The sequence below is a fragment of the Phyllobacterium endophyticum genome, from assembly GCF_003010935.1.
In the GTDB taxonomy this organism is placed as follows: domain Bacteria; phylum Pseudomonadota; class Alphaproteobacteria; order Rhizobiales; family Rhizobiaceae; genus Phyllobacterium; species Phyllobacterium endophyticum.
On record NZ_PGGN01000004.1, the window covers coordinates 403,551 to 416,155 of the forward strand.

General features: G+C 55.1%; 17 protein-coding genes. 16 read left to right on the forward strand and 1 reads right to left on the reverse strand.

The window, feature by feature from the left end:
- The first annotated feature begins 5 nt into the window (after positions 1 to 5).
- From flgK to CU100_RS20155, 12 genes are all read left to right on the forward strand, one after another.
- Positions 6 to 1,472, forward strand: a complete 1,467-nt coding sequence (gene flgK / locus CU100_RS20100) for a flagellar hook-associated protein FlgK (RefSeq protein ID WP_106718366.1) — start codon at positions 6 to 8, stop codon at positions 1,470 to 1,472.
- 2 nt (positions 1,473 to 1,474) lie between these two features.
- A complete protein-coding gene (locus CU100_RS20105) occupies positions 1,475 to 2,521 on the forward strand; it encodes a flagellar hook-associated family protein (protein WP_106718367.1) in 1,047 nt (348 codons plus the stop codon).
- Positions 2,522 to 2,564: 43 nt separating this feature from the next.
- Entirely contained in the window at positions 2,565 to 2,909 is a 345-nt protein-coding gene (gene flaF, locus CU100_RS20110; RefSeq protein ID WP_106718368.1) for a flagellar biosynthesis regulator FlaF, read from the forward strand.
- 2 nt (positions 2,910 to 2,911) lie between these two features.
- The gene (gene flbT / locus CU100_RS20115; RefSeq protein ID WP_106718369.1) at positions 2,912 to 3,352 is read left to right on the forward strand and encodes a flagellar biosynthesis repressor FlbT; all 441 of its coding nucleotides are present in this window, start codon (positions 2,912 to 2,914) and stop codon (positions 3,350 to 3,352) included.
- Entirely contained in the window at positions 3,349 to 3,744 is a 396-nt protein-coding gene (gene flgD / locus CU100_RS20120; RefSeq protein WP_106718370.1) for a flagellar hook assembly protein FlgD, read from the forward strand. Before flbT ends, flgD begins: the two co-directional genes overlap by 4 nt.
- Positions 3,745 to 4,011: a flagellar biosynthetic protein FliQ gene (locus tag CU100_RS20125; protein ID WP_106718371.1), complete on the forward strand. Its 267-nt coding sequence runs from the start codon at positions 3,745 to 3,747 to the stop codon at positions 4,009 to 4,011. It begins immediately after the preceding gene.
- Positions 4,012 to 4,088: 77 nt separating this feature from the next.
- Positions 4,089 to 6,179: a flagellar biosynthesis protein FlhA gene (flhA, locus tag CU100_RS20130; protein WP_106718372.1), complete on the forward strand. Its 2,091-nt coding sequence runs from the start codon at positions 4,089 to 4,091 to the stop codon at positions 6,177 to 6,179.
- A 10-nt stretch (positions 6,180 to 6,189) separates the two neighbouring features.
- A complete protein-coding gene (fliR, locus tag CU100_RS20135; protein WP_106718373.1) occupies positions 6,190 to 6,939 on the forward strand; it encodes a flagellar biosynthetic protein FliR in 750 nt (249 codons plus the stop codon).
- A gap of 2 nt (positions 6,940 to 6,941) precedes the next feature.
- Positions 6,942 to 7,343: a hypothetical protein gene (locus tag CU100_RS20140; RefSeq protein ID WP_106718374.1), complete on the forward strand. Its 402-nt coding sequence runs from the start codon at positions 6,942 to 6,944 to the stop codon at positions 7,341 to 7,343.
- Between the two features lie 74 nt (positions 7,344 to 7,417).
- Positions 7,418 to 7,963, forward strand: coding sequence for a rod-binding protein (locus CU100_RS20145; RefSeq protein WP_106718667.1), 546 nt, complete (start codon positions 7,418 to 7,420; stop codon positions 7,961 to 7,963).
- A gap of 39 nt (positions 7,964 to 8,002) precedes the next feature.
- Positions 8,003 to 8,419 (forward strand): flagellar protein FlgN, encoded by a 417-nt coding sequence (locus tag CU100_RS20150; RefSeq protein WP_342588319.1) that lies wholly within the window; start codon positions 8,003 to 8,005, stop codon positions 8,417 to 8,419.
- Entirely contained in the window at positions 8,416 to 8,886 is a 471-nt protein-coding gene (locus tag CU100_RS20155) for a hypothetical protein (protein ID WP_106718375.1), read from the forward strand. The genes CU100_RS20150 and CU100_RS20155 overlap by 4 nt, the downstream gene beginning before the upstream one ends.
- A 2-nt stretch (positions 8,887 to 8,888) precedes the next feature.
- On the opposite strand, the gene CU100_RS20160 is transcribed toward CU100_RS20155, so the two are convergent.
- Positions 8,889 to 9,230, reverse strand: coding sequence for a PilZ domain-containing protein (locus CU100_RS20160; protein WP_106718376.1), 342 nt, complete (start codon positions 9,228 to 9,230; stop codon positions 8,889 to 8,891).
- Between the two features lie 177 nt (positions 9,231 to 9,407).
- On the opposite strand from CU100_RS20160, the gene CU100_RS20165 reads away from it, so the two are divergent.
- From CU100_RS20165 to CU100_RS20180, 4 genes are all read left to right on the forward strand, one after another.
- Positions 9,408 to 10,430, forward strand: coding sequence for an AI-2E family transporter (locus CU100_RS20165; protein ID WP_210204110.1), 1,023 nt, complete (start codon positions 9,408 to 9,410; stop codon positions 10,428 to 10,430).
- A gap of 74 nt (positions 10,431 to 10,504) precedes the next feature.
- Entirely contained in the window at positions 10,505 to 11,041 is a 537-nt protein-coding gene (locus CU100_RS20170) for a sigma-70 family RNA polymerase sigma factor (RefSeq protein WP_106718377.1), read from the forward strand.
- Positions 11,034 to 11,807, forward strand: coding sequence for an anti-sigma factor family protein (locus tag CU100_RS20175; protein WP_106718378.1), 774 nt, complete (start codon positions 11,034 to 11,036; stop codon positions 11,805 to 11,807). The genes CU100_RS20170 and CU100_RS20175 overlap by 8 nt, the downstream gene beginning before the upstream one ends.
- Before the next feature lie 22 nt (positions 11,808 to 11,829).
- Positions 11,830 to 12,549: a Bax inhibitor-1/YccA family protein gene (locus tag CU100_RS20180; RefSeq protein ID WP_106718379.1), complete on the forward strand. Its 720-nt coding sequence runs from the start codon at positions 11,830 to 11,832 to the stop codon at positions 12,547 to 12,549.
- Positions 12,550 to 12,605: the final 56 nt, after the last annotated feature.

Genomic DNA, 12,605 nt, shown 5'->3' on the forward strand with positions numbered 1-12,605 from the left:
AGGGCATGTCATTAACTTCGGCGCTCCTTACTGCTCAGAGTGCTCTCAATACCACAGCGAAACAGACAGCGCTGGTCACGCGCAACATCGCGGGCGCCAACGATCCTGATTTCACGAGGCGTATTGGTTCCGTCGTGAGTGGGTCCAACGGCTCGACCTATCTCTCCATGACCCGTTCTGCCGACGCTGCGCTGCTGTCGAAATTCATTGAAAGCAGGAGTCAATACAGCGCATCCAGCACGCTGCAGAAAGGTCTCGATCGGCTGTCGGGAATCTATTCGGCCGATGATGCTTCGGGATCGCCAAGTTCGCTCCTCGGCAATCTGCGCGATTCACTGCAACTCTACGCGTCGCAGCCCGGCAATACGTCTGTGGGAGAAGCTGCCGTTAGCAAGGCAACAGAACTTGCCAATGCCTTGAACCGGGGTACGGAGGAAACACAGAAGCTGCGCCTGGACGCCGACAGCGACATCAGCAGCTCCGTCAAGAACCTGAATTCACTGCTGGCACAGTTCGAGACTGTCAACGACCGAATAATCAATGGCACGCGTTCAGGGGCGGATGTCGCTGACTACCTCGACCAGCGCGATGGTTTGCTCAAGCAGATGTCGAGCGAGATCGGAATCACTACGCTTGTCCGCAGCGATAATGACATGGTCGTGTTTGCCGAATCCGGCGTAACTCTTTTCGAAGGTTCGCCGCGCACGGTCAGTTTTACGCCGTCGAGCGCGTTCAGCGCGGGTACGGAAGGCAACGACGTTTATATCGACGGCGTGCCGCTATCACATGGAACCTTCCAGCAGCCTTACGGTACAGGCCGACTCAGCGGTTTATTGCAGTTGCGGAACGATACGGCGCCGGGCTACCAAAGCCAGTTGGATGAAATCGCGCGCAGTCTTGTCAGCATGTTCGCGGAAATCGACCAAAAAACACCCGCGACATTACCAGCCGTTCCGGGTCTTTTCACCTATTCCGGCGCACCTTTAATGCCACCCGATGCGTCAATTCTCCCGGGCATTGCCGGGACTATCAAAGTGGCTTCCGCGTTCATTCTGACCGAGGGCGGCGACCCTGCTCGGTTGCGAGATGGTGGGGCGGGCGGCGCAGACTATGTGCAGAATCCAAATGGCTCGGCAGGATTTTCAGCGCGGCTCCAAAATTTAATAGGCGCTATCTCCGCGCCTCGCAGCTACGATCCAAACGCAGACGCCGGCGATGGGCAGAGCCTGCTTGCTTTTTCGGCGGCTACGATCAGTTCGCTTGAGGCCAAGCGCAAAACCGCGACCCAGACCAATCAGTATAACAGCGTTCTTGAGTCGCGAGCCGAAGAGGCAGTTTCCAATGCCGGCGGGGTAAACATCGACGAGGAGATGGAGTCGATGCTTGCTCTTGAACATTCCTATAAGGCATCGGCGCGGATCATCTCCGCCGTGGATGCCATGTTGAACGAACTCCTGCAGGCGGTGAGATAGATATGAAAACCCAGTCGGTTTCATCCTACATGCTATCCAACTCCACACGTAATATCATCGCGAGGGCACAGGCAGATCTGGTCAGGGCGAGCCAGGAAGCTACGAGCGGCGTTGTCTTCGACAAAGGACTTACGCTTGGTAGCCGCGCCGGCCAGTCGATCTCATTGCGCAAGGAGCATGATCGGTTGACGGTTTTGACCGAGACCAACGGGCTGATATCGGAACGCATGAAAGCCTCCCAAAATGCTCTGACCAATGTCATCAAGGGTTCGCAGGACTTTTTAGGCAACGTGACTGCGATGCGCGGAGCGAGCGAGGGGCGGTCCATTCTTGTAGACAAAGCCAAGGGTCTTTTGCAGACCGCTACTGACCTGGTCAACACCAGCTACAACGGCGAGTATGTATTTGCTGGAGAGAACACGGACGTGAAGCCGCTGGGTGACTACGGGTCGGCAGGCGATCCGGCTCGGGCTGCCATATTGAAATCGTTTCAAGACCGTTTCGGCTTCGCCACCACTGACCCACAGGTGGCAACGATCAGCGCCGCAGACATGACAACGTATCTGAACACGTCTTTCGCCGCCGAATTCGATGCAGGTTCCTGGTCCAATTGGTCCTCGGCGTCCGATACGCTCGTCAAGAGCCGAATAGCGCCGACAGAGCTTGCCGAGACTTCGGTCAGCGCCAACAATGCGGGATTTCGTCAGCTTGCGATGAGCTACACCATGATGGCGGAACTCGGCGATATCGGTCTCAACCAAGCAGCATTTGACGCGGTCATCGACAAGGTTGCCGAGACGACGAACCGGAACTCCACGCTGTTGGCAGGTGCGCAGTCTTTCCTCGGTAATGCACAAGCCAGAACCAAGGACGCCACCGACCGGCTGACGGTGCAGATCAATGTTCTCAAGAGCTCGGTCCTGGATCTGGAGGCGGTGGATCCCTATGAGGCCGCCAGCCGTGTCGAAGCTTTGAGGACCCAGATCGACGCCTCTTACGCACTGACCGTCAGGATTCAGAGCCTGAGCCTGCTCAATCACTTGAAGTGACAACGAATGCGGGAGTTCCTCCCGTCAAACGCCGGAAGGTGACATGTACCAGGCACGATACGACGACATCATGAATGATGGTGCAGACGAGGCCAAGGAGCGGGAGCGTTCGCTGTTCGATCAGTCCATCTTGATGCTTGAAGCGGCACGTGATGAGGGAAAATACTCCCACAAAGGTATCGAGGCAGTGTATTTCACGTCACGGTTGTGGATGATCGTGATTGAGGACTTGGGGAGTCCGGCCAATGGATTGCCGGAGAAAATACGCGCTTCGTTGATTTCGATAGGTCTCTTCATTCTCAAAGAGTTGGAGGCAATCCGGCAGGAGACTTCCAGGGACTATGACAGCATTATCGATATCACCAAGACCATACGCGACGGGCTTTGATCATGAAACTCTCGTTGCGCGCCGGTGAAAAAGTCTATGTGAATGGAGCCGTTCTGCGCGTTGACCGCAAGGTTTCGATCGAATTCATGAACGATGTCAGCTTCCTCCTTGAAACCCACGTCATTCAGGCGGATCAGACGACCACACCTCTACGACAGCTTTACTTCGCTGCACAGATCATGCTGATCAATCCCGCAATCAAGGAAGAGGCTAATCGCACTTTCAAGCGCATGTTGGCTTCGCTTCTTGCAACATTCGACAACCAGCAGATGCTCAAAGAATTGAAGCTGATCGATGAGATGATGTGCAAGGGAAGGGTATTCGATTCCCTGAAATCCATTCGGCTGCTTTATACGCTGGAAGCACAGATTCTGTCCGGCACAACCGAGCCGATCATTTCCTCTCAAGCTGAACAGGCCCTTAGGCCGGAGGCAAGCGCATGACCACTATCCCTCCCGTCGGAACACAGTCCGAAACAACAGAGGCGCCTAAGGCGACCGGGCCTGGCGTCGATTATCAGGCGTTCTTGAAGTTGCTCGTGGCCGAGATGAAAAATCAGGATCCGACCGAACCCATGGATGCAACACAGCAAATTTCGCAGCTGGCGCAGTTTTCGAGTGTCGAGCAGGCGGTTCAGACCAACAAGAAACTTGACCAATTGCTGGCAAGTTCATCGCTCTCCCAAGCCGATGGTATCATCGGCCGTACTGTCACAAGTGCCGACGGTACCGTAAGCGGTATCGTTGAGTCCGTTCAAATCTATAGCGATGGTATGATCGCCACGCTAAAGGGTGGTGCAAAACTCCCAATCATGGCCGGAATCGTCGTTAGCTAAATGAACGAGGCGGACGCCCTCGATATAGTCAATCAGGCTATCTGGACTGTCATAGTGGCTTCCGGTCCTGCCGTGGGGGCAGCGATGCTGGCGGGGGTCTGCATTGCGCTGTTTCAGGCATTGACACAAATTCAGGAAATAACGCTCACATTCGTGCCGAAGATTCTCGTCATCCTCGCGGTCCTCGCATTGACCGCGCCTTTCGTCGGCTCACAAATCAACACGCTGACACTATTGACCTATTCGCGAATCGAGAAGGGATTCTAGTTCAGCTCACGCCACGCCACTGGTTGGTTTCGCGCAAGCTTCACCCTCTATCGTCGACTCGTTAATAGGAGAATGACGTGCAGCAGGCTGCAGTAAAGCGATTGGGCGACAAGGGATATCTGACCGGCAGTGATGTCGGTCTTGCCCTCGGTATCGTCATCATCCTGACAGTGCTGTTCCTCCCTGTTTCGCCGGTTGTTCTTGATATCGGGCTTGCATTCTCGATCGCCCTCTCGGTGCTCATTTTGATGGTGTCATTGTGGATCCAGCGGCCGCTCGATTTTTCCGCCTTTCCGACCGTATTGCTGATTGCGACGATGATGCGCCTGTCGCTCAATATCGCGACGACGCGTGTCATCCTCACTCATGGCGACGAAGGATACGCTGCGGCGGGTCAGGTCATCCACGGTTTCTCGCAGTTCGTCATGGGCGGCGATTTTGTTATCGGCCTGGTCGTTTTCGCGATCCTGATCATCGTTAACTTCCTCGTTATCACCAAAGGCGCTACACGTATCGCGGAAGTAGGAGCGCGCTTCACCCTTGACGCAATTCCCGGCAAACAAATGGCGATCGACGCGGATCTTTCGTCTGGCTTGATAGACGAGAAGGAAGCGCAGCACCGGCGGCGTGAACTCGAAGAGGAAAGCTCATTCTTTGGCTCGATGGATGGAGCCTCGAAGTTCGTGCGCGGCGACGCGATCGCGGGCCTCATCATCACCGCAGTCAACATCTTCGGCGGCATTATCATTGGTGTGACGCGGCACGGAATGGAGGTGAGCGAGGCGGCCGATGTGTTTACCAAACTCTCCGTCGGTGATGGACTGGTCACGCAGATCCCGGCGCTGATCGTGTCGCTCGCGGCCGGCCTTCTGGTGTCGAAAGGCGGCACCCGCGGCTCTACCGACAAGGCTGTGTTCGGGCAGCTCGGTGCGTATCCAAAGGCCCTGTTCGTCGCCGCCCTGTTGCTTTTCGTACTCGGTATACTGCCCGGGCTACCGGCATTCCCCTTTTTTGTGCTCGCCGCCGGGCTTGTGGCGATTGGCATATCTGTGCCGCGTAAGTTGGCACGGGTTGCTGCTGCTGCCGAAGCAGAGTCAGCGCTGAAGAAAAAACAGGCCCAAGAAGAAGATCGCAACTCCGTTCGCGCTTCCCTTGAGACGGCGCAGATCGAGCTTTGCCTGGGCAAGCAAATATCGGCAAGACTCCTCGCATCGCAGCTTGAGCTTGCACACCGTGTCAACAAGATGCGCAAGAAGTTTGCTGTCGAATACGGCTTTGTGGTGCCCGAGATAAAAGTGACCGATGATGTTCTTTTGCCGCCCAAAACCTACCGTATCAAGATCCATGGAACGGTCGTCGCTTCGCACGAGCTGAGGGTCGGTGAAATCCTTGTTATACCAGGTGACCGTCCACCTCCTCACGTACCTGGCGAAGAGGTGAGAGAGCCGGCGTTCGGCATGAAAGCCTATTCCGTACCGGAGACGTTCGCAGCCGACCTGAAGCGCGACAACTATATGACGGTGGACAACCTCTCCGTGTTGTTGACGCATCTTAGCGAAATTGTCCGCAACAATCTGGCGCAGCTTCTTTCATACAAGGATATGCGTGCCTTGCTGGACCGGCTCGGACCTGAATACCGCAAGCTTCTCGATGATATCTGCCCGGCCAACCTCTCCTATTCAGGCCTGCAGGCGGTTCTCAAACTTTTGTTGACGGAGCGGGTGTCGATCCGGAACCTGAACCTTATCCTTGAGGCGATAGCGGAAGTTGCCCCACATATTCGCCGGTCGGAAATGATAGTGGAACATGTGCGAATGCGCATGGCGCAGCAAATTTGTGGCGATCTTGCTGATAATGGCGTTCTTTCGGTGCTACGTCTCGGCAACCGTTGGGACATGGTTTTCCACCAAAGCCTCAAGCGTGATGCAAAAGGCGAGATCACGGAGTTCGACATTGATCCACGTCTCCTGGAGCAATTTGGCGCCGAGGCGAGTGTGGCGATCCGGAAGTATCTCGATGCGGGCGAGCGTTTCGTACTCGTCGCTTCGCCGGAAGCGCGACCCTATATCAGGATGATCATCGAGCGGCTGTTTGCGACATTGTCGGTGCTGTCGCATGTAGAAATCGCGCGCGGCGTTGAAGTGCGGTCGCTTGGCACAATCTCGTGAGGCCCCGGACGTGCCGCCGCTGAGCGACAGTGTCATCGCGGCTCTGCTGGTTTTTGCCCGCGTCGGATCGTGTCTAATGATCATGCCTGGCATCTCCAGTCCGCGTATCCCCATGCAAATCCGGTTATTCCTGGCACTTGCCTGCTCACTGATGGTGGTGCCGCTGGTGTTGACGCAGGTAACGCCCGTTGTAAGGACCGAGCCCTTGATGCTGATGCGAATCTTCGCCGTAGAAGCGATCGTCGGTGCGTTGATTGGTATCCTGTCTCGGTTGTATTTTTGGGCATTGCAGTTCATGGCCAACGCCATGGCGATGGCAACCGGATACTCGGGCGCGCCGGAGCGTGCAATCGAAGCGGATGAGCCGCAGGCGGCAATTGCCAGCCTCTTCACATTTTCCGCCTTGTGCCTGTTCTTTGTCTCGGACCTGCATCTGGAGGTGTTGCGCGCGCTACTTTCATCCTACTCAACCATTCCGGTCGATGGTGTTTTCCAGCCGGCGACAGCGATGATCAATCTGACAGACACAATCTCGGCAGCCTTCATGAGTACCATTCGCATCGCCGCGCCCTTCATCGTATTCGCCGTCGTGGTCAATATCGCGGTGGGCCTCATCAACAAGCTGACGCCATCCATTCCCGTCTACTTCATCTCGCTGCCTTTCGTTTTGGCAGGCGGCTTGATGCTGCTCTATTTCAGCATGTCCGATCTTCTGCGGTTCTTTACCAACGAAACCGCCACCTATTTGAGGAACTTCTAACAATGGCAAGTAGCTCGCGAGCTTCAAGTCTGACTTTGATCAGACTGCAGAAACTAACCAAAGCCCGCTGTGAACTCCATCTATCACGTCTTAACGAGCAGTACCTCGCAAGAGAGGATGAGAACGACGGTCTCGTCAAATTGCAGGACGACCTCTTCTCAGCGAGCTCGAAGGTCGCCGCTCCTGCGCAAATCATTACGAAGCGCCTGGAGACAAACAAGGCGCTACAGACCCGGCTCGGTGACGAAATCGTCGAAGCAAAACACGATCTGTTGAAAGCGGCGCGTACACTGGACGCGCTTGGCGCGCGGCTTCGTGCAATCGAGAAAGAGATGGCGAGGGCCGAATTGATGTACCAGATGGAGGAGTATCAGGGTTTCCTGCTCGCGAAGTCGGCAATCTAAAGATGCACGGCTCAAGCCTCCCGTAAGTTTGGCGAGGTAGACTAGGATCATGAAAAGCGATGGAACTGGAATCGATGGCTATTAATCCACCTTCCGATCTGGTGCTGGATGTTGCGATGGCCGCTGATCCGAACACGTTGCGGGCGTCAGTGGAGAAGCTGCGCAGCATGGTTTCTGATCGGGTTTCGGCAGCGGGGCAACTGCCACGGGAGAATTTTGCTCGCGTGCAGCAATCGGTTTTACCTGATGCCGCTGGCCGGGAAGTTCATGAGGCGCCAATTCCTGCGTTCAGAAAATTTGAAGCCTTCATGCTGCAGTCTTTCGTCGAATCGATGTTTACAGGAGACAACCAGGCTGTCTATGGCGAGGGGATCGCCGGCAACTATTGGAAATCGATGATGGCTGAAGCCGTCGCTAACAAAATGGCCGACGCCGGCGGCATAGGCGTGGCGAAAATGCTGGAACATCAGAGAGCCATAAAATCGAACGAGGGGGGGTCTACTGTCCAGCAACCTGTTCAAACACGGGATTCCAATGCCATTTTGGACCTGATTGAACGTCCGTCCATTCAAAAGCAATTCAAGTCCACGGATACCGTTGGCAACTCCAGGCAGGGTTAGAGCGCGAGCCTCAAGGCCGATGAGATTGGAGGAACAGATATGGAAATAGAGATTATGCACAAGGATCAAATCCACAGCAGAGCGATCGAGCCGGCCCTGGAGCCCGTCTTTTTTGCCATCCGGCGTCTGGAGGATGTTGTGGAGCAAGAGACGCGAATGCTTCTTGAGGGTCAAGCTGTCGATCTGGCCGATATCAATGCCCACAAAAGCCGCGGTTTGCGCGACTTCAACAAGGCGCTGGGCAAGGCGTTGAAAACAGTTGATATTACCGCGCTCAAGGCTCTCCAGCCGGTTCTCGACAATCTGCGGCAGAAGCTGGACCGCAACTGTGATGCGATAAAATTGCACCTGCGCGCAGTGACGGAACTCGCTGGCATCATACGCGATGCACTGGAAACCCAGGAGGCAGACGGAACCTATACGGCAAGCCAGGTAAGGAACGGACTCGGCGCATGATCCGAATCTTGCTGATTGGCTTGTGGATTTGCGCCGTCGCACTTGGATCGCTTTATGTTGCCGTTTGGCAGAACTCCGCGACAGCCGCCGTCGGGTCTGAGGCAATCGAGATCTTGGATGACGGTAAAACAGATGTATTCAGCGTTCCTATTATCATCGACAACGCGGTTCAGGGCTATGTAGTCTCACAGTTGGCCTACACGCTGGATCATGGTGTAAACGCGTCGTTCGGTATTCCCGTTTCCTACTTCATCAATGACGAGATTTTTAGACAGTTCTACGGGCACTATTCTGACGTCAAAGAGGTCCAGAAGGTGAACTTCGATGATGTCAGGAAAGCGATAATCGATGGGGTAAATGCCCGGTTCCCGCAACCACTGGTGAAAGATCTTCTCGTAGAACAGTTCAACTATATCACGGCGCAGGAGATTCGTGATCAGAACACCAAGGGCGTGAAGCGTCAGTAGCCCTAAAGGGAATAATATTTGCCGGAGAGTGCGTTGAGCATCGCGTCCGACAGATACGGTACACCTGCATTGTCAACGAAACGCACACCAAGTTCAGCATCCTTGCGCCACACAATTTCCGTGATAAGAGCGCTGCGGTGCTGATCATCGAAGAGCCAGAACCGGATGGGAATGGCACATTGGCCAACAACCCTGATCCGGGCGCCACCGCCCGCAATGTTGTGAAAGTGGCATTCGGTAATGAAACGACCATCGAGAGTAACAAGCTTACCGGAACGCAAGCGTGTCCGGGTCCGTTCCTCGATCCGCTTTTCGCTGGTGAGATGGGCCTGGTATGGTGGCATCCCTAGTCGTCCGGCAAGGGTGATGGCCGCATTAAACGCGCTGACCGCCACCTTGCATCCGGCGGTTCATTCTATCCTTGTAGCGGTAGATAATTGCAAATCCGTTATGATGTGCTAGGTGCTTGCGTCCCCGAGGCTTTCGAGGGTAGGTACAGCCATGATTGAAAGCCCTCTCAGGTGATACACTTGCCAACCACCGCTCTACTCCGGATCGCAACCTACATATTGTCGTTTATTGCACTCGTTGCAGTGCTGGAACTCGGATTGCTATCGGCGCTGCTCTCAGGGCTTCTCGTATACAACCTCGTCCACTATTCGGCTCCACTGCTTGGTAGACTGGGCATCTCCGGGCATCTAGCCAAGACGATTGCACTGGCACTACTGGCCCTTGTTTTCATCCTCGTGATCGTCGCAGCCGTTACAAGCAGCATGGCCCTACTCACGGACAGTTCGGACGAAGGGATCATATCGCTGTTCCAGAAGATGGCGGAAATCATCGATACGGCCCAACTTCACCTGCCCAATTGGGCCCGCGATTATTTCCCGTCGAATCTTGAAGAGCTGGAAACACTGGCGGCGAAATGGCTGCGCGAACATGCGGGGCAACTCCAACTCGTCGGACGGGAACTCGGCGTTCTCCTGGTAAGGATCATCGTAGGGATGGTGATCGGCGGGATGATTGCCCTCAGTTCGTCGATTGCTTCCATACGCGAACCGGGTCCACTGGCGGTTGAGCTAGGCGAACGTGTCGCGCTGTTCAGCGCAGCTTTCCGCAATATCGTGTTCTCGCAGCTTCGCATATCGGCCCTCAACACAGTTTTTACCGCTATCTTTCTCCTAGTGATCCTGCCTTTCTTTGGCGTTCACCTCCCGCTGGTGAAAACAATGATTGCTGTAACGTTTATCGCTGGTCTTCTTCCAGTTGTCGGAAACTTGATCTCCAACACTGTCATAGTAGTCGTGGCTCTCAGTGTTTCTTTTGTCGCAGCGGTGGGTTCTCTCGCCTTCCTGGTGATCATCCACAAGCTCGAATATTTCTTGAATGCCCGGATCATCGGATCGCGCATAAAATCCCGCTCATGGGAGTTGCTGCTTGCTATGATCGTGATGGAGGCGTGGTTTGGTATTGCTGGTCTCATCGCAGCGCCGATCTACTATGCTTACCTCAAAGACGAGCTAAAGAAGCAGAGGCTGCTCTAGTCGTCTAATTTGCCTTTCTGTGATAATATTTTTAACGAACGGGAATAAATTCGCGGCTGCTCCGTATACCTGATATGAAGGCTCAAACTTCCCGCTTTAATGTCATTGGCCAGCTTGACTCGCTTCGCCGGTACGCGCGCTCCCTGACGCGCAACGAAGCCGATGCGGAAGATCTGGTGCAGGATACGCTTGTGCGTGCCTATGAAAAACGGAGCCACTTTCGCCAAGGCGGTAACCTAAAGGGTTGGCTTCTGACGATCCTCCACAACGGCTTCATCGACAACAAGCGCTCAAATCGGGCCGAGGCCAGCCGCGCGGAAGCGATGGCAAGTGTGGCGGACACGAGTCTGCAACCCCCACAGGAGCACTCCGTGCATCTGTCCGATATTCGCCGAGCCTTTTTTGCACTGCCGGAAGAGCAGAGGGCAGCGCTTCATCTCGTTGCGATTGAGAACCTTTCCTACGAGGAGGCTGCAGCAACCTTGGGGATACCCATTGGAACGCTGATGTCTAGAATCAGCCGGGCTCGTGCAGCGCTACGTTTACTGGAAGCCGAGCCGCAAGCCGGCAAGATCGCACGTCTGAGGATTGTTGGAGGCCGCGATGAGTGACGTGATCGATCCTGTCGTCGAGAGCGACCTTGATGCCTATGTCGACGATCAGCTCGATGCGAGCCGACGTATCGAAATTGCCCGTTATCTCTCACATCATCCTGAACAGGCTGCTCGCGTGATGTCGGATCTGCAGGCTCGCGACGAGTTGCGCATGGCGCTTACCGGTATGCAAAGTAGGGGAACGCTGGAAACGAGTGAAGCGGCGCGTCGCCTCGAAAGGGGTCTGATGCGCAACCGACTGCTTGGTAGTTTGCAACGTGCCGCAGCCATAGCGGTTCTGGTCGCTCTGGGCTGGTTGGCGCATGCCGGTTTCGGCCCCCTGACGATCTCTCAGGTCGTCGCCTCTACGCCGCCACCAAGCTTTGTGTCGGACGCGGTCATGGCGCATAAAACGTCTCTGGTCAGGGCAGGGATGAAGTCGCAGTCCGACGTGAACCCTTATGATCCTGCCGAGATACGAGCAGCGACGGCAATCACCATGCCGCAATTGCCTGCCCAGTGGAGTGTCAAAGATGCGCAGCTTTTCCCATCGCCTTTTGGGCCGAGCGTCGAAATGGAAATCGCGTCGGACAATTTGGGCAAGATATCGCTTTTCGCGGTCCGTCCGGGAACCTTCGATGTCGTAAAGCCGAAGGGGCTCCGCGTAGGCGCTAGCTCGGCCGCCTATTTCCAGATTGGCGATGTCGCCTATGCGCTTGTGTCGAATGCGAGTCCTGCCGATCTCGAAGCCGCCGCATCGCAGCTTTCAAATACTCTATACTGAACAACCGACAGAGGATCACACGATGAATACACCACTTCGTTATGGACTGGACACGGCACGCGGCCAATCCGCGGCATTGTTCGATGAAGGATTGCGCCAGCACATGCTGCGCATCTACAACTATATGGGTCTTGGTTTAGTGCTGACGGGGGTCGTCGCATTTGTCGTCGCCTCAACACCAGCACTATATGTACCAATCTTTTCGACACCACTGAAATGGGTCGTCATGCTGGCACCGCTCGCCTTCGTGATGTTCTTCTCATTCAAGATGCAGACCATGTCCGCAGCATCGGCGCAGGCCATGTTCTGGGCTTTTTGTGCGGTGATGGGACTTTCGCTGGCATCCGTATTCCTGGTATTTACCGGAACCAGCATCGCCCGCACGTTCTTTATCGCGGCGACAATGTTCGGTGCCACCAGCCTCTATGGTTATACGACAAAACGCGATCTCTCCCAGTTCAGTTCGTTCCTGATCATGGGGCTGATTGGCGTCGTAGTGGCAAGTCTCGTCAATCTCTTCCTCGGTTCATCGATGCTGCAGTTCGTGGTCTCGGTTGCCGGCGTCCTGGTGTTCATCGGCTTGACTGCCTGGGACACGCAGTCGATCAAGGAACAGTATGCCGAAAGCTTCGATTCAGAATCGCAGCAGAAACTGGCAGTGTTTGGGGCCTTTTCGCTCTACCTCAACTTCATAAATCTGTTTCAGCTACTGCTGAGCCTGACGGGTCAACGCGAGGAATAGACTTACAAACCATCTAAGGAGCCGCCATGATCCCGACATTCTCGGAGCATGGCGGC